This is a genomic window from Microtetraspora niveoalba, from assembly GCF_001570405.1.
Taxonomy (GTDB): Bacteria; Actinomycetota; Actinomycetes; order Streptosporangiales; family Streptosporangiaceae; genus Microtetraspora; species Microtetraspora niveoalba.
Window position 1 is genome coordinate 200,299 of the sequence record NZ_BBYM01000005.1, and the last position, 16,645, is coordinate 216,943.

General features: G+C 73.4%; 12 protein-coding genes. 11 read left to right on the forward strand and 1 reads right to left on the reverse strand.

The window, feature by feature from the left end; all coding sequences use genetic code 11:
• The first annotated feature begins 122 nt into the window (after positions 1-122).
• From AWQ70_RS05525 to AWQ70_RS38605, 8 genes are all read left to right on the forward strand, one after another.
• On the forward strand, positions 123-1,634 hold the full coding sequence (locus AWQ70_RS05525) for an NAD(P)/FAD-dependent oxidoreductase (protein WP_067171320.1): 1,512 nt from the start codon (positions 123-125) through the stop codon (positions 1,632-1,634).
• Positions 1,631-1,906 carry a phosphopantetheine-binding protein gene (locus AWQ70_RS05530; protein WP_067171323.1) on the forward strand — a complete coding sequence of 92 codons (276 nt, stop codon included), beginning with the start codon at positions 1,631-1,633 and terminating at the stop codon, positions 1,904-1,906. Before AWQ70_RS05525 ends, AWQ70_RS05530 begins: the two co-directional genes overlap by 4 nt.
• 6 nt (positions 1,907-1,912) lie before the next feature.
• Positions 1,913-5,752, forward strand: a complete 3,840-nt coding sequence (locus AWQ70_RS05535; protein ID WP_067171326.1) for a non-ribosomal peptide synthetase — start codon at positions 1,913-1,915, stop codon at positions 5,750-5,752.
• Positions 5,742-5,930 (forward strand): MbtH family protein, encoded by a 189-nt coding sequence (locus AWQ70_RS05540; RefSeq protein WP_067171328.1) that lies wholly within the window; start codon positions 5,742-5,744, stop codon positions 5,928-5,930. The genes AWQ70_RS05535 and AWQ70_RS05540 overlap by 11 nt, the downstream gene beginning before the upstream one ends.
• Positions 5,927-7,411 (forward strand): amino acid adenylation domain-containing protein, encoded by a 1,485-nt coding sequence (locus AWQ70_RS05545; protein ID WP_067171330.1) that lies wholly within the window; start codon positions 5,927-5,929, stop codon positions 7,409-7,411. The genes AWQ70_RS05540 and AWQ70_RS05545 overlap by 4 nt, the downstream gene beginning before the upstream one ends.
• A gap of 13 nt (positions 7,412-7,424) precedes the next feature.
• Entirely contained in the window at positions 7,425-8,693 is a 1,269-nt protein-coding gene (locus tag AWQ70_RS05550; RefSeq protein ID WP_067171333.1) for an ATP-grasp domain-containing protein, read from the forward strand.
• A complete protein-coding gene (locus AWQ70_RS05555; protein ID WP_067171336.1) occupies positions 8,690-9,919 on the forward strand; it encodes an MFS transporter in 1,230 nt (409 codons plus the stop codon). Before AWQ70_RS05550 ends, AWQ70_RS05555 begins: the two co-directional genes overlap by 4 nt.
• Before the next feature lie 186 nt (positions 9,920-10,105).
• Positions 10,106-10,270 carry a hypothetical protein gene (locus AWQ70_RS38605; RefSeq protein ID WP_157529901.1) on the forward strand — a complete coding sequence of 55 codons (165 nt, stop codon included), beginning with the start codon at positions 10,106-10,108 and terminating at the stop codon, positions 10,268-10,270.
• Between the two features lie 28 nt (positions 10,271-10,298).
• On the opposite strand, the gene AWQ70_RS05560 is transcribed toward AWQ70_RS38605, so the two are convergent.
• Entirely contained in the window at positions 10,299-12,263 is a 1,965-nt protein-coding gene (locus tag AWQ70_RS05560) for an ABC1 kinase family protein (protein ID WP_067171339.1), read from the reverse strand.
• A 487-nt stretch (positions 12,264-12,750) separates the two neighbouring features.
• Here AWQ70_RS05560 and AWQ70_RS05565 point away from each other — a divergent pair, with 487 nt between their 5' ends.
• From AWQ70_RS05565 to murJ, 3 genes are all read left to right on the forward strand, one after another.
• Positions 12,751-13,581: a bestrophin-like domain gene (locus AWQ70_RS05565; RefSeq protein ID WP_067171342.1), complete on the forward strand. Its 831-nt coding sequence runs from the start codon at positions 12,751-12,753 to the stop codon at positions 13,579-13,581.
• Between the two features lie 719 nt (positions 13,582-14,300).
• The gene (locus tag AWQ70_RS38610; protein ID WP_157529902.1) at positions 14,301-14,486 is read left to right on the forward strand and encodes a hypothetical protein; all 186 of its coding nucleotides are present in this window, start codon (positions 14,301-14,303) and stop codon (positions 14,484-14,486) included.
• A gap of 378 nt (positions 14,487-14,864) precedes the next feature.
• A complete protein-coding gene (murJ, locus tag AWQ70_RS05570; protein ID WP_245646757.1) occupies positions 14,865-16,643 on the forward strand; it encodes a murein biosynthesis integral membrane protein MurJ in 1,779 nt (592 codons plus the stop codon).
• Positions 16,644-16,645: the final 2 nt, after the last annotated feature.

The following is a 16,645-nucleotide window of genomic DNA, read 5'->3' on the forward strand; positions in this document are numbered from 1 at the left end:
AACCGTCGTGCGCGCTTCCTGCCGCACCGCCGAATTCAGGCGGTTGAATTCAAGAACGGCTCTCCAGGATTCGCGCGGCGGTTCGCGATTCAGTCACGCCCATTCCCGTGAAGGGGTTCACTGTGCGAAAAGAAGGTGTAAGCAAGACAGAACGACCGACTCAGGCCGACGTCGTCATCGTCGGCAACGGCGCTCTCGGCCTGTTCCTGGCCGACGAACTGGTCGAGCGCCGGATCGGCTCCGTCGTCGTGGTCGGCCCGAGCGACCGCGAGGCCGGTGCGAGCCAGGCCGCCGGCGCCATGCTCGGCTGCTTCGGCGAGACCACCACGGAGTCGCTGCGCACCGACGCCTCCCGCACCCGGTTCGAACTCGGCGTCGCGGCCCACGACCGCTGGCCCGACGTGCTCGACCGGCTGGAGGCGTACTCCCCGACCGGCTCCCCGCTGATGGTCACCCCCGAGACCCACGTGGTGCTCAACTCGATCGGCGCCGACCTGGACACGGTCAACTTCGCCGCGATGATCGAGGCTCTCGACGAGTACGGCAAGCCGTGGGAGGAGATCGACCCCCGGGAGATCCCCGGCTTCCGGCCCCGGCTGGACACCCGCGCGCTGCGCGCCGTCCACCTGCCCGCCGAAGGCGCCGTGGACGCGCGCGGCGTGCTGGCCGCGCTGGACGCCCGGCTGCGCGCCACCGGCGCGATCATGGTCGACCAGACCGTGCGCACGCTGCTCAGGAACGACGGGGAGATAACCGGCGTCGAGCTGGACGACGGCCACGTCATCGCGGCCGGCACCGTGGTCGTCGCGGTGGGCGCGCGCAGCGATGCGCTCGTGCGGACCGCGCTGGACGACATCGACATGGTGCCGACCTTCCCCGGGCTGGGCTTCGCCATGTTGGCCCGCCGTACGGGAGGGGAGCCGTTCCGCAGCGTGGTCCGCACGCCCAACCGCGGCTTCGCCTGCGGGCTGCACGTCGTGCCGGGCCCCGGCGACCTGGAGTACTACGGCGCCACGAACCGCCTGGTGGACCACGTCTCCAGCGTGACCTGGATGGCCGACGTCCGCTTCCTCGCGCAGTACTCGATGCAGCAGCTCGACGAGCGGGTCGCCTCGCACGAGGTCACCCGATGGCTGGCCGGGAACCGCCCGGTGACGCTCGACGGCTTCCCGCTGATCGGGTGGCTGCCGCTGGCCGGCCTGTACCTGCTGACCGGGACCTACCGTGACGGTTTCCACTGCGCTCCGCTGCTGGCCGAGCACGTCGCCAACGAGCTGCAGGGCAAGCCGGGGACCATCGACCCGATGTTCAAGCCGACCCGGCGGCCGATCGAGACCCGCACGATCGAGTGGTCGATCAACGAGTACGTCGAGCACAACCTCGCCGCCTGGTTCGAGACCGGCGCGGAGGCCGCGCCGCAGATGACCACGGCGCAGATCGCCGACTACTACCGGGTCATGGCCACGAAGTTCTACGACACGATGGGCATCGACTACGCGCTCGGCCCCGACATCCTCTGGTACGCCCAGGGCAGCCTGCTCGGGGCGCGGCGGGTCGCGCGCTACTTCCACCGGCTGGCCGGAGGGAACGGCTCGCAGCCGGCGGGCACGGCGTCGAGGGAGGCGCGGCGATGACCGTCTCCCAGGAGCCGGTGGCGGAGACCGTCCGGCTGATCGTGGACAAGCAGCTCAACCTGTCCGCCCACGGATACGAGTTCGGCGCGGACGACGACCTGTGGGCGCTGGGCATGACGTCGCTGACCTGCATGGGGCTCATGCTCGCCGTCGAGGACACCTTCCGCATCGAGCTGCCGGAGGAGGCGCTGAAGGAGGGCACCTTCCGCACCGTCGGCACGATCACCGCGGCCGTCGAGGCGGCGCGGCCCGCGTCCGGGACGAAGGTGTAAAGGGAGATGCCGAGGTTCGAGCCGCGCCCGACGAATCCGTTCCCGTTGCTCACCGACCGCGCGGACGGCGAGCGGGCGGCGCGCGACTTCCCGCTGTCGGCGGGGCAGGAGCGCCTGTGGTGGCTGCGCCAACTGGATTCGTCGCACGACCAGTACCACATCACCGGGGGCTGGCGGTTCCCCGCGGGGCTCGATCCCTCGGCGATCGCCACGGCGCTCGCCGGTCTGGCACGTCGCCACGACATCCTGCGCACCCGGTTCGTCCTGCGGCCCGACGGGACGACCGCGCAGGAGGTCGCGGCGGAAGTGGAGATCCCCGTCGTCCGGGCGGGGCGCGAGTGGCGGGCGGCCGTCGAGCGGGCCGCGTCCGAGCCCTTCGACCTGTCGCGGCCGCCCCTGCTGCGGGTGGTCGCGGCGGAGACGGAGGACGGGCCCGGCCTGTTCGTGGCGCTCCACCACATCGTCACCGACCGGTGGTCGATGGACGTCCTGGCCCGCGACCTGTTCGAGCTGTACGACGCGGCGACGGCCGGGCGGGCGCCGCGTCTGCCCGAGCTGGCGGTGCAGTACGGCGACTACGCCCGCTGGCAGCAGCGCCTGCTGGACTCCGACCTGCTCCGGCCGGGCCTGGAGCACTGGCGGCGGACGCTGGCGGGCTGCGAGCGGCTGGAGCTGCCGACCGACCGGCCGCGTACGGCGGCGGCCGACGGGGCGGGCGCGAGCGTGGTGGTCGAGCTGCCGGAGGAGGCCACGGCGGCGATGACGGCGGTCGCCTGGCGGGCCAGGGCGAGTCCCGGCGTGGTGGTGACGGCCGCGCTGGTCGCGGCGCTGAGCGCCTTCACCGGTCAGGACGACGTCGTCATCGGGGCGATCGTCTCCGATCGTCCCCGCCCTGAGCTGCAGGATCTGATCGGCTTCTTCGTCAACACCGTGGTTCTGCGCGTGGACGCGTCCGGCCGGGAACTGACCTTCCGCGACGTGGTGGCCCGTACCCGTGACGTGTGGATGGCGGCCGACGCGCACCAGGACGTGCCCTTCGAGCGGATCGTGGGGGCGGTGGGGGCGGGGGCGGAACAGCAGCGGAACCCGATCTTCGACGTCGTGGTCAACCACGCGGGGGACCGCACCGCGCTGGCGGAGGCTCCCGGCGCGCCGACGTGGTGGTATCCGGAGCTGCCGGTGACCGCCCGGTTCGACCTGTCGCTCACCACGCAGCTCGTGGACGGCCGGTTGCGCGCCACGTTCGTCTACCGGCCCGCCCTGTTCGACGAGACGACGATCGCCGCGCTGGCGGACCGCTACATCCGTTTGCTGGCACACGGGGCCGCGGCGCCCGATCGGCCGCTGCACGAGCTGGGCCCGGCCGGGGAGTCCGGAATGCCGCTCGGCGGCGAGGATCCGGCGCCGCGGGCCACCGTCGTCGAGCTGGTCGAGGCACGGGCGGCCCTCCACCCGGACGACGTCGCGGTCACCGGCGCGGGAGGCGAGCTCTCGTACGGCGAGCTGAACCGGCGGGCGAACCGGCTGGCCCGGCACCTGATGGAGCGCGGCGTGGGACGCGGGCGGGTGGTGGGCGTCTGCCTGGACCAGACCGTCGAGCGGTTCGTCGTCCTGCTCGCCATCGTCAAGTGCGGCGCCGCCTACTTCCCGCTGGATCCGGATTTTCCGCCCGACAGGCTCCGATTCATGCTGTCGGACGCCGGGGCGGTGCTCACGATCGTCAGCCCGTCGCTCGCTCACCGGCTCCCCGCGGACGCCACGCCGCTGCTGGTGCTCGGCGAGCCCGACCTGACCGGCTACGACGCCGGGAACCCGCCCCTGGCCGCGCGGCCCGGCGACCTGGCCTACCTGATCTCCACCTCGGGCTCGACCGGCGCCCCCAAGTCGGTCGCCGTCCCGCACCAGGCGCTCAGCAGGCTCGTCGCCGGCGCCCCGCGGTACCTCGACATCGGCCCCGGCGCGACGTTCCTGCAGGCGGGACCGCTCACCTTCGACGTGTCGGTGCTGGAGTGGACCCCGCTCGCGCACGGTGGGCGCGTGGTGGTGACCGGCACCGGCGCCCTCCTTGAGGACCTGGAAGCCGTCGTGCGCGACCACGGCGTGACCACGCTCAAGCTGGTCTCCCCGCAGCTCGACCTCCTCGTCGAGCGGGGCCTGTCGGCGCTGTCCGGCCTGCGTCAGCTCGTCGTCGGCGGCGACGTGGTCAACCCGAGGAGCTTCCGGACCGCGCGGGAGCTGCTCCCCGGCTGCCGGGTCACGGCCTCGTACGGGCCCACCGAGTGCACCGTGCTCGCCACCGTCTTCGACGGGGACTCGTGGAGCGGGCGTGTGCCCATCGGCCACGCCATCCCGCACACCCGCGCGTACGTCCTGGACCGCGACCTCAACCCGGCCCCGGTCGGCATGCGGGGCGAGATCCACCTCGCCGGCGACGGCCTGGCGCGCGGCTACCACGGCCGTCCGGGGTTGACCGCGCAGGCGTTCGTCCCCGACCCGTACGGCCCGCCGGGGTCGCGCATGTACCGCACCGGCGACGTGGGCCGCCTCCTGCCCGGCGGCGCGATCGACTTCCTCGGCCGGGCCGACCGCCAGGTGAAGGTCCGCGGCTACCGTATCGAGACGAGCGAGATCGAGCACGCCCTGCTGCGGCACGGCGCCACCTCGGCCGTCGTGCTCCGCGCCGAGCTGGACACCGGCCCCGCGCTGGTCGCCTACGTCGTCGCCGACGAGTCCGTGGACGTCCCGGCGCTGCGCGGCCGGTTGCGCGCCACGCTGCCCGCGTACATGATCCCCGACCATCTCGTCCGGATCCCGCGCGTCCCGCTGACCGCCAACAACAAGGTGGACCGTACGGCGCTGCCGCCGGTCACGCCGGCGCGGTCCGCCGCGGCCGCGCCGGCGGAGAGCGGACTGGAGGCGCGCGTCGCGGAGGCGTGGTCGGAGGTGCTGGGCCGGGTCCTTGCGGCCGGCGAGGACTTCTTCGACCACGGCGGCCACTCCCTGCTGGTGCCGCGGGCGACCGCGGCGGTCAGGCGGCTGCTCGGCCGGGAGGTGCCGCTCCGGCTCATGATGCGGCACCGCACACCCGCCGCCTACGCCGCCGCCCTGCTGGCGGGGAGCCTGCCCGGCCTCGGCGCGGACTCCCGCCTGGAACGGCTGACCTGGCACAGCCGGACGCTGGGTGGCGAGCGGCGGGTGGACCTGTTCGTCCCGGCCGGAGCGTCCGGCGGGACGCGGCTCCTGGTGGTACTCGACGGCTCGGAGTTCGTGGACGTCATGCGCCTGCCCGCCATCGTGGACCGGCTCGTCCGCGATCGCGGCGTCCCCCCGACCGCGGCCGTGTTCATCAGCCCCGCCGACTGGTCGTCCCGCAGGCGGGAGCTGCTCGACGAGGCGTACGCGGACGTACTCGCCCACGAGCTGATCCCCCAGGCGCGGACCTGGCTGGGAGAACGGTGCCGGTCGGGCAGGGCGACCGCCGTCGGCGCGAGCCTCGGCGCGGTCGCGGCCCTGCGCGCCGCGTTGCGCCGTCCGGACTCCTTCGAGGGGGCGGTCGCGCTGTCCGGCCCGCTGAGCGAGCACCGGCTCGGCCCGGCGGACGCCTCCCCCGTCTCCCCGGCCCGGCTGTTCCTGTCCGCGAGCCGGGAGGAGGCCGACATCGTGCTCGACGACGGCCTCAACCTGGTCGAGGCGGTCAAGCGCACCGGGGAGGAGCTGGCCGGCCGGGGCCACGAGGTGCGGTGCGCGTACGGCGACGGCGGCCACACCTACGCCGCCTGGGAGTCGATGCTCCCGCACGCCATCTCATGGGTGTTGAGAGAGGACCGAGCGCGAGATGTTCGATGACGGCGAGTTCCACGTCGTGATGAACGACGAGGAGCAGTACTCGATCTGGCCGGTCGGCCGGGACATTCCGTTGGGCTGGCGGGTCGCCGGCCCCACCGGGCCGAAGTCGGAGTGCCTGGCCCACATCGACGCGGCCTGGACCGACATGCGGCCGCGGAGCCTGCGGGAGGAGGCGTGACGCCGACCGTATGCGAGCTGTTCGAGCGGCAGGTGCGGGACCGGCCGGACGCGGTGGCGGTCAGGACCGCCGACCGGTCGTGGACGTACGCGGAGTTCGGCGACCTCACGGCCCGGCTGGCGGTCCGGTTGAGGCGCGGCGGCGCCGGTCCCGGGAGCGTCGTCGGGCTGATCGCGCCCCGCGGGCCGCAGGCGCTGACCGGCATCGTGGCCGTCCTGCGCTCCGGCGCCGCCTGCCTGCCGCTGGATCCCGCCGACCCGCCGCTGCGCAACCGGGAGATCCTCGACGACACCGGATGCGACCAGGTGCTCGTCGCCTCCCCCGCCGAGTGGCTGCCCGGCGCCCAGCTCATCGACGACCCCACGCTGGCGGACGAGGAGACGGGGCCGCTGGGCGCGCCGAGCCCGCTCGACCTGGCCTACGCGATCACCACCTCGGGCTCGACCGGACGTCCCAAGGTCGTGGGCGTGCCGCACGAGGGCATCGCCAACCTGATGAGGGCCTCGATCGAGGACCTCGACCTGATCAGGCCGGACGACGTCATGTTGTGGACGCTCCCGGTCACCGTGGACAGCACGATGCACGACGTGCTGATGCCGCTCTGCTGCGGCGGCTGCGTCGCCGTTCCCGACGGCGGCGAGCTGCCCGCCACCCGGATGTTGCACGCCGTACGGGCCCTGGGCGCGACCGCGCTGGAGATCCCGGCGGCCGTGCTCGGGCCGTACGGCCGGTCCCTGCTGCCGCGGCTGGCCGAGGCCGGGGTGCGGCTCGTGATCACCGGCGGTTCCCAGCTCGACGGCCCCGGTCTCGCCGACGCGGACCCGCTGGTGGTCTACAACGGGTACGGCCCCACCGAGACCTCGGTCGCGCCCCTGTGGCACAGGTGCGACAAGTCCACGCCCCGCTGGGCGCCGATCGGCCGGCCGATCCGCGGCACCCGGGCCTACGTCCTCGACGAGGAGCTGAACCCCGTCCCCGACGGCGCGGACGGCCAGCTCTACATCGCCGGGGCCGGCCTGGCCAGGGGCTACCTCGGATTGCCGGGCCGTACGGCGGCGGTGTTCCTGCCCGATCCGTTCGGCGGCGCCCCCGGCGGGCGCATGTACGCCACGGGAGACCGCGTACGGCGGGGGGCCGACGGCGAGTACGTCTTCCTCGGCCGCGTCGACGACCAGATCAAGATCAGCGGGTTCCGCGTCGAGATCGGGGAGGTCGAGCACGCCCTGCGCGAGTGCCCGGGAGTGGTCGACGCCGCGGTGCTGCCGCGCCAGGACGCGCCGGGCGGCGCCGCCATCGTCGCCTTCCTGGCCGGCACGCCGTGCTCCGACGACGAGATCGCCGGCCACCTGCGCGACCGGCTGCCGCACCACATGGTGCCGCGTTTCTACGTCTGGCTGGACCGCCTTCCCCTCAACCGTCCGGGGAAGATCGACCGCGCGGCGCTCGCGACGATCCCGTTCGTGAACGCGCCGGCCACCTGAGGGAGGATCGACGATGTCGCGTGAATCCACGCACGCCGCACCCCGGCCGACGGGGCGGCCCACGATAGCCGTGGTCGGCGGCAAGCCCAAGCTCGTGCGCAAGGCCCACGAGCTGGGCATGGGCGTTGTCTACATCCAGCACCCCGACCAGTACGACCGGGCGCACTGGCCGTACGTCGACCGGGCGCTGCTCGTCGACTACACCGACACGGAACGGCTGCTGCCGCTGGTGCGGGCGCTCCACCAGGTTCATCCGTTCGACGGCGTGGTGTCGCTGTACGAGCTCGGCGTCCAGCCGGCGGCGCTGATCGACCGGATGCTCGGGCTGGGCGGCTACTCGGTGGAGACGGTGGACCTGCTGCTGGACAAGTGGCGGATGAGACAGCGGCTCAACGCGCTCGGCATCAGCCCGGTCGCCGCCGCCGTCGGCGCGACCGAGCGGGACCTGCGGGACTTCGCCGCCGCCCACGGGCTGCCGTTCTTCGTGAAACCGATCTGCGAGGCGGGCAGCATCGGCGTGTTCGCCGTACGCGACGAGGCGGACCTGGTCGCGATCCCGGGGCGCTTCCGCGAGCTCGAAGCGCGGTTCGACCCGGCGGACCTGGTCGGCCCCCTCGACCGCTTCCTCATGGAGGAGTTCCTGGACGGGCCCGAGATCAGCGTGGAGACGTTGAGCTTCGACGGACGCCACGTCCTCGTCGGGGTGACGGACAAGGTGCTCGGCGGGCCGGGCTTCGTGGAGGTCGGCCACTCCTCTCCGAGCCGTCACCCGGCGGCGCTGCTGCGCGAGGTCGAGCGGCTGGTCGTGACCTTCCTCGACGCGGTCGGCCTGCGGCACGGCCCCGGGCACACCGAGGTCAAGCTGACCGGCCGCGGCCCCCGGATCGTCGAGTCGCACACCCGCATCGGCGGCGACCGCATCAACGAGCTGACCGAGATCGCGTACGGAGTCGACATGGACCGGTACGCGCTCGGCGCGCGGCTCGGGATGGTCGAGCCGCTGGCCCGCCCGCCCCTGCCTCAGGCCGGGGCCGCGATCCGCTTCCTCACCCCTCCCCCGGGAAAGGTGGTCGAGGTGACCGGCGCCGACGCGGTCCGGGCCGATCCCGCGCTGGTCGAGCTGGAGATCTCGGTCGAGCCCGGGGACGAGGTGCCCCGGCTCACCTGGAGTGAGGAACGGGTCGGGCACGTCCTCGCGCGGGGGGAGACGGTGGAGGAGGCCGTCGCCAACTGCGAGCGGCTGGCGGCCGCGGTACGCATCCGCACCGAGGCCGCTTCGTGAGCGTCGACGCGCCGCCGGAGGACGAGAGCCGGCCACGTTTCCGCGATACCGTACGGCGACTGCCCGCGACGGTGTGGATCGTCAGCTTCGGCATCCTGGTCGTCCGGATCGGCAACTTCCTGCCGATCTTCATGGTCCTCTACCTGACCAGCCGCCACATCCCGCCCGCGGCCGCCGGGCTGGTGCTCGGCGCGGCGGGGCTGGGCAACGTCCTCGGCAACACGATCGGCGGCTACCTCGCCGACCGGATCGGACGCCGCTGGACCATCACGCTGTCCATGGTGGCGACGGCGGGGCCGACCGCCGTCATCCCGCTGTTCGACTCGCTGCCCGTGCTCGTCCCGCTGGCCTTCCTGACGGGGACGGCCGCCCAGATCTACCGCCCCGCGTCGGCCGCGCTGCTGGTGGACAGCACGACGACCGACCAGCAGCGGCTGGCCGCCTTCGCCGTGCACCGGTTCGCGATGAACATCGGCGCCGCGGTCGGCGGGGTGCTCGGCGGCTTCCTGGCCACGGTCTCCTACATGGCGCTGTTCCTCGGCAACGCCGTCGCCTGCCTGCTGTTCGCCGCGATCGCGGCCGTCATGCTGCGGAACGTGACCCTCGCCCGCGGCGGCAGGGATTCGGGCCCGGCCGCCGACGGGCCGCAGCCGAGCTATCGTCAGGCGCTCGCCGACCGCCGCCTGCGGCGCTTCCTGATCATGACGTTGATCGCGGAGTTCGTGTACATCCAGTCCACCGTCGGCCTGCCGCTGCACGTAGACGCCCACCAGCTGTCCCCGGCCGACTTCGGCCTCCTGATGGGCCTCAACGGGGTGCTGGTCCTGCTGCTCGAACTGCCGATCACCGGCATGGTCTCCCGCCGCTCCCCCGGGCCCGTCCTCGCCCTGGGCAACGTCCTGACCGGCGCCGGCCTGGCCATGACCGGCCTCTTCGGCGACATGCGGTGGCTGGCCGCCACCGTCCTGCTGTGGACCCTCGGCGAGATGCTGTACGCCTCGATGGCCAGCGCCTACCTGGGCGGCCTGGCCCCGCCCTCCATGGGCGGCCGCTACCAGGGTCTGTACGGCGCGGCGATCACGGCGGGCACCGGCGTCGGCCCCGTGGTGGGCGGCGCGGTCTACGCCCTCGGCGAGTGGGCCCTGTGGGCCGTCTGCGCGATCGGCGGCCTGGTCTCCGCCTGGCTCTGCCTGCCGAGCAGGAAAGCCGCGCATGATCTGACGTGAAGTCCGGGAAGTCGCTCCCGAGATGTACGCCGACCACACCGGCTTCCCCCGGCGGTGCCGGCCACACCGCCTTCCCCGGCGGTGCTGACCGCCCGCCTTCCCCGGCGGTGCCGACCGGCCTGCCGCCGGGTCCCCGGCCGCCCGTGGGAACGGGGCTGGTACGGGGACCGCCGGGGTGCTTCGCTGGTGACCGTGATGACGGTCCGGCGCCCCACCGGGCGCGCCCTGGTGGCACTGGTCGTGATGACGCTCGTGCTCGGCGCCGTGCTGGGAGTGGGCGTGTGGTGGCTGCTCGCCATGACGTGGAACGCGGTGTGGTCGGGACTCCTCTCGGCCGGTCCCGGCGGGTAACCGGCGGCCTCGGCGGGGCGGGAGCCGGTCAGGTCCGGTCGCGCCGGAAGACGCCGACGAGGACCCGCAGCACCAGGATGGCGCTGATGACGAGCAGGTTGAACCCGATCAGCTCGTACAGGCTGACGACCCCGGGCATCACCTGGGGGCCGCCGTCCGTGCCGAGCAGGACGACGCCCATGATCCCCGCCGTGGCTCCCAGCACCGTCAGGAGCACCTGGTGCAGCAGCCCGGTGACGAACCGCCGGTCCCGCTCGTCGGCCAGCAGCCGTACGTTCATCGTGAACCGCCCGTGTTCGACGGCGCTGGCGATGCGCTCGACCCGCCGGGGCAGCCGCCGCAACATCGGCAGCAACGTGGCGATCTCGTGGGAGACCTCGTCCTTCAGCGACCTCGTGTCGAGCTGTTCCACCAGGTGGCGCGCGGCGAAGGCGCGGGCCTCGTCGATGAGGTCGAACCCGGGCGCGAGGGTGACGAGGGTGCCTTCGAGCGTGGCGAGCGCCCTGAAGACGGCCGCGACCTCGGGCGGGACGGCCAGGCCGTACGCCGTCACGATCTTGAAAAGGTCGGTGAACATCTGCACGCTCGCCGTGCCGGGCGCGAGGTGCCTGGCCATGAACTGGCCCATCGCCCGTTCCAGAGCCGCTTCGTCGATCTCCTCCGGTCTGGGGACGACCTCCAGGAGCGCGTCCGTGACGCCGAGCGGGTCCTGACGGTTCATCGCGATCAGGAACCGGCGCAGGGCGGCGCGTACGGAGCCGTCCAGGCGTCCGACCGAGCCGAAGTCGAGCAGGCCGAGCCCGCCGTCGCCAAGCAGCATGATGTTCCCGGGATGCGGGTCGGCATGGAAGACGCCCTCGACCAGGATCTGCCGCAGGAGGCAGTCGAGCAACGTCCGGGCCAGCTCGTGGCCCCGCTCGTGGCCGCCGTCACGGATGGCGCCCGACAACGGGTCGCCGGTCAGGCGCTGCATGACGAGGACACGTTCCGTGCACAGCCCCGTGTGCGGGGACGGGTAGGTGACGGCGCCGCCGCCCGACGCCGCGACCGCGGCCATGTTCCCGGCCTCGATCCTGAAGTCGAGCTCCTCCCGCATCGCGGCCGCGAACCCGTCGGCCAGGGTGCGCAGCCCGAGGGCGCGCCCCCACCGCGTCCCCGTCTCCAGGGTGTCGGCGAGCCTGGCGACGATGTCGAGGTCGCGGGCGACGACGGCCCGGATCGCGGGACGCTGCACCTTGACCACCACGTCCTCGCCGCTGTGCAGCCGCGCGGCGTACGCCTGGGCGATGGAGGCGGAGGCCAGCGGGCGGCGCGCGAACTCGGCGAAGACCTCGTCGACCGGGCCGCCGAGCTCGGCCACGAGGACGGGCTCGATCTGCTCCCACGGCGCGGGGGCCGCGCCGTCCTGCAGCCTGCCCAGCTCGTCCACGAACTCGCCGGGAAGCAGGTCGCGGCGGGTGGACAGGACCTGGCCGAGCTTCACGAACGTGACGCCGCCGTCGTCGAGGGCGGCCCGCAACGCTCGCGCCAGCCGTACCCTGCCGCCCCGGTCGTCCAGGCGGTCGCCGCGCCCCCGCAGGTACGGCCCGAGGCCGTGCCGGAACGCGATGCGGGTGATCTGCGAATAGCGGCGGGCCCGGGAGATCCGGCCGCGCAGCGACCGGGCGACCTCGATCGGCCCGGGAACGGATCCCGGTGGCACGAGCGCCTCGGCGATCACCAGGATGACCATGGGGATGAGCACGACGCACATGACCAGGAGCACGATCAGCCACAGCGGCCCGAGGCCGGGCTCGCTTCGCGCGTCGGTGCTCGTGAACTGCGCCATGACCGGCGACAACATCGGCCCCGTGAGCGCGAACGCCAGCACGGCGGCCAGGGTCGTGCGGAAGACGCCGAACGTGACGCCCAGGAGCCGCCGAGCCGCGACGGCCAGCACGACGATCATCACGACGATGGCGAACGAGAGGCTCAGTGTGGTGGGGAAATCCATGCCGATCTCGGAGGAAGGGGAAGCAGCGGTTGTGATCCTCCCACGCTTCCGCCACGCCCTGCGGTTTCCGCCCTGCGGTTTCCGCCCTGCGGTTTCCGCCCCGCACCGACCGCCTGCCCCCCCGGCTCCCCGCCGCCCCCTTCACCCGCCCCCGGCCTGTACGGCTGACGCCCGGCCGGTACGGCGCACGCGGGGCGTGCACGGCTGACGCCCGGCGAAGCCCCGGGCCCACCCGCCGTGCACGGCGGACGCCCGGCCTGTACGGCTGACGCCCGGTGAAGCCCTGGGCCCAACCGGCGCGCGGCCGGGACCCCGCGACAGAGCCGTGCGACCGGCGGCACGGGTCCGGACATTTGCTGGAATCCCTGCCTGCCTCCGCGTTACCGGCAGGCCTCCAGACCCTTACTTGTTGTGATAGTCATGTCACGGCGTGCGATCGGCAATGCGTCGGCGCCTTCTCTTCGTCCGTCGGCAATGGGGGATGCTCATGCTGGTCTGCGTACTCGCCGTGGCGTCGGCGATCGGCGTGGTGGCCCTGGCCGCCGTCCTCTTCCGGAAGCTCGGCCGGGGCGCCGACGACCGTGATCCCGGCGGCCCCTCCACCGGCCACGCGGGCGCGATGTTGTCCGCGCTGTTCCTGCTGGTGTTCGCCATCGCGATCATCGTGCCGTGGACGACCGCCGACGCCGCCAGGGAGAACACCTACGCCGAGGGCCAGGCGGCGGTGGAGACCTACTGGGCGTCGACGGCGCTGCCCGCCCCGGCCGCCGCCGAGGTGCAGGCGCGGCTGCGCGACTACGTCGGGTTCGTCGTGGACGACGAGTGGCCGCTCATGGCCGAGGGGCGGCTCAGCCCCGACGGCTCGGCGCTGCTCAACGGGCTGCGCGCGTACGCCACCGGCCTCAGCGTGACGGGGGACGAGGCTCAGGACGCCAGAAGCGCTGTCCTGGACGGCCTCTCCGACCTGTCCACGGCCCGCTACCAGAGGGCGGCCGACGCCAGGGCCACGCCGCCCTCGGGAGTCATGGTCCTGACGATCCTGACCGGGTTGGTGATCATCCTCTTCCCCTTCATGGCAGGGGCGCGGCCCCGGGGCATGGCGATCGTGCCGCTGGTGACCATGGCCGCGCTGCTCGGGCTCGGCACGTACCAGGCCTGGGACATCTCGCACGTCTTCAGCGGCGGTCTGGCGGTGAAGCCGGACGCGCTCAGGGCGGCCGCCCAGGAGCTCCAACGGATCCCCCAGACACCGCCGAGCGTGCGGATGACGGAGATCCCGTCCGCTCCCCGGGCTTCTCAGACCCCTCTGGGCCGATGAAGCCGGCCACGCCGCACCCGGCCGCCCCGCACGCGCTGACGGCCTCGATCGTGACGGCTTCCGTGCTCGCGGGCTGCGTGCTGATCGGCGGCGTGTTCGCTGCACCGGCGGACGCGGCGCGAGCGCGCGGTACGGCGGTCGCGCACGTCATGATCCCGACGCCGACCGACCCACTGGCCGCGCCCGGCACGGACCCGGTGACGGGTGGACCCGTCCCGGCGCCCTCCGAACCTCTGGCGATCCACGAACCTTTGCGGGCCCCCGCACCTCTGGCACCTGCACCGGCACTTGCACCTCTGGCGGCACCTGCACCTTTGGCGGCACCTGCACCTCTGCCAGCACCTGCACCTCTGGCGGCACCTGCACCTCTGCCAGCACCTGCACCTCTGCCAGCACCTGCACCTCTGCCAGCACCTGCACCTCTGCCAGCACCTGCACCTCTGCCAGCACCTGCACCTCTGGCGGCACCCGCCGACGCGGAGGACCCCGCCGGACGGGCGCCGCTGGTCGATGTGGAGCTGGGCATCTGCGTCGAACTGCACACGGTGGTCGATCTGGGCCTGGGCATCGGGATCGGGACGCGGCCCTGTGGCTGCGCCCCCCGATGCTTGCCGTCCCCGCCGCCCGAGCCGCCGGTCGTACAGCTCTCGCCGCCCCCCGCTCCGAATCCCTCGCCCCGCGTTCGCACCACACCGCGTCCGGCGGAGCCGGCACGACCGGTGCGGCGAGTTGTGGAGCACCTCCCCTCACCCTCGCCGTCCGCGACGGTCGGCCGGGGACGGGTCCGCCGCCCGGCCGATCGTCCGGTCCGCCGCCGGAACCCGCTCGCCACGGTCCTCGTCATGGTCGTGCTCACCACGGTGATCGCCTCCGCGGCGGGGCTGGCCTTCGCGAGGGCCCGCTAGCCACCGGACGTGACCGGGGTCCTTCCCTGGGCCGCGAGCCCGCGTCGTGAATGACCCGGTCACGCTCGTGTGAGGGGGCCGCATGCGTTCCCTCCGACCGGTCAGTCAGCGCATGACAGGGCCGCATGCATTCCCGCCGACCGGTCAGTCAGCCCGCATGACGGGACCGCAGACATTCCCTGCCGACCGGTCAGTCAGGGTCGCGTGACGGGGCCGAAAGCGTCCCCACCTGCCGGTCAGTCACCGCATGTGACGGGGCCGAAAGCGTGCCCGCAGGTCGGCGGCTCTCCCCGCACCGGCTCGAAGGGCGGGTCGATCAGGCAAGCGGCCGTCAGCGGTGATCGCCTACACTCGGACCACGTCACCGGGCAGCGGAATATGGGTCGAAAGCAGTCGATGCGGGCCCATCCGAGGGACGGCGGGTTCCTGGCGGATCCGTCCCACCGGGCAGAGGCCGAGGTCGGCGTCGAGAACCTCGGCGTGTCTGACACCGCACGATCCACCTCCTCGCCCCGACGCCGCGCCGACCCGGACGGCGGGACCGCGTACGAAGGGGAGCCGATGGACGGACCGCAGGACCCGCACCAGCACCCGCAGCCGCGACTGGCGAAGGCCGGCCGGGCGATGGCCCTGGCCACGCTCGTCTCCCGGGTGACCGGGTTCGGCCGTACTCTCGCCCTGGTCGCGGCGCTCGGGCTCGGGTCGCGCCTGCTCGACGCGCACACCGCGGCCAACACGCTGCCCAACTCCATCTACGACCTGGTGCTGGGCGGGGCGCTGGCCGGCGTCCTGGTCCCCCTCCTCGTACGGCACGACGACGAGGCCTTCGCCCAGCGGCTGCTCTCGCTGATCGTCTATGCCCTGGCCGCCGCCGTCGTGGTCACGATGGTGTTCGCCCCGCAGATCGTGGACCTGTGCGCGCCCGGCTTCACCCCCGAGCAGCGGCGGCTGACGATCACCTTCACCCGGTTCTTCCTGCCCCAGGTGCTCTTCTACGGCGTGGGCACGGCCCTGGCCGCCGTCCTCAACACCCGGGGCCGCATGGCCGCCCCGATGTGGGCGCCGGTGGCCAACAACCTCGTGGTCATCGCCACCGCCGTCGCGTACCTCGCGATCGGAGGCGGCCACCGCATGGAGGAGCTGACCCGGGCGCAGACGTTGCTACTGTCCGTCGGCACCACCGCGGGCGTCGCCGTACAGATGCTCCTGCTCATGTCCGCCGGACGGCGGGCCGGGTTCCGGCCCCGGCTGCGCGGCGACCTGCGCGGCGTCGGACTGCGCCGTCTCGTCGGCATGGCCGGCTGGGCGGTCGTCGCCGTCGTCGCGAGCCAGGCGGCTCTGCTGGTCGCCAACCGGCTCGCCTCGACCGCCGGCGCCGGAGCGGTCGGCGTCTACGCCAACGCGTACACGCTGTTCCAACTGCCGTACGCGATCATCACGGTCTCCCTCATCACCGGTGTGCTGCCCAGGATGAGCCGAGCCGCGGCGCGGCGCGACCTCGCCCAGGTCACCGCCGAGCTGTCCCAGAGCCTGCGTCTGTCCGGTGTCGCGCTGCTCCCGGTCGCGGCGCTGCTGATCGCTCTCGGCCCGCACATCACCGCCGTGCTGTTCGCGCACGGGAACGCGTCGCCGTCGGCCGTCGCGCTGACCGGATCCGTCCTGTCGGCGTACGGGCTCGCGCTCGTGCCCTTCTGCGGCTACCAGATCCTGATCCGCGGCTTCTACGCCCTGGGGGACACCCGCACCCCGGCGCTGATCGGCGTCCTCGTGTCCGCCGTCACCGCGGTGGCCGCCTGGGCGGCCTCGGCCCTCGTCCCCGGCCCCGCCGTGCTCGTCGGCCTCGCCGCCGGGTACGCCATGGCCAGTACCGTCGGCCTCGTCGTCGCGGCGCTCGTCCTGCGGGCGCGCCTCGGACGGGTCGACGGCCACCGGCTCCTCTCCACCCACACCCGGACGGCGATCGCCGCGGTGGGCACCGGTGTCGCCGCGCTGGCCGTCACCCGCACCGTCTCCCCTGCCATCGGGGCCGGCTGGAGCGGGTCCCTCGTCGTCCTGCTCGCCGCCGGGGCCGTCGCGGCCGTCCTCTACCCCGTCGCCGGCCGGCTCCTGCGGATCACCGAGCTCCGCGTCCTCTTCTCCGCCCTCCGCCCCGCCTGACC

Coding starts and splice junctions, on each gene's coding strand:
- AWQ70_RS05530 (WP_067171323.1), top strand. CDS start 1,631: ATGACCGTCTCCCAGGAGCCGGTGGCGGAGACCGTCCGGCTGATCGTG.
- AWQ70_RS05560 (WP_067171339.1), bottom strand. CDS start 12,263: ATGGATTTCCCCACCACACTGAGCCTCTCGTTCGCCATCGTCGTGATG.
- AWQ70_RS05535 (WP_067171326.1), top strand. CDS start 1,913: ATGCCGAGGTTCGAGCCGCGCCCGACGAATCCGTTCCCGTTGCTCACC.
- AWQ70_RS05540 (WP_067171328.1), top strand. CDS start 5,742: ATGTTCGATGACGGCGAGTTCCACGTCGTGATGAACGACGAGGAGCAG.
- AWQ70_RS05565 (WP_067171342.1), top strand. CDS start 12,751: ATGCTGGTCTGCGTACTCGCCGTGGCGTCGGCGATCGGCGTGGTGGCC.
- AWQ70_RS05550 (WP_067171333.1), top strand. CDS start 7,425: ATGTCGCGTGAATCCACGCACGCCGCACCCCGGCCGACGGGGCGGCCC.
- murJ (WP_245646757.1), top strand. CDS start 14,865: ATGGGTCGAAAGCAGTCGATGCGGGCCCATCCGAGGGACGGCGGGTTC.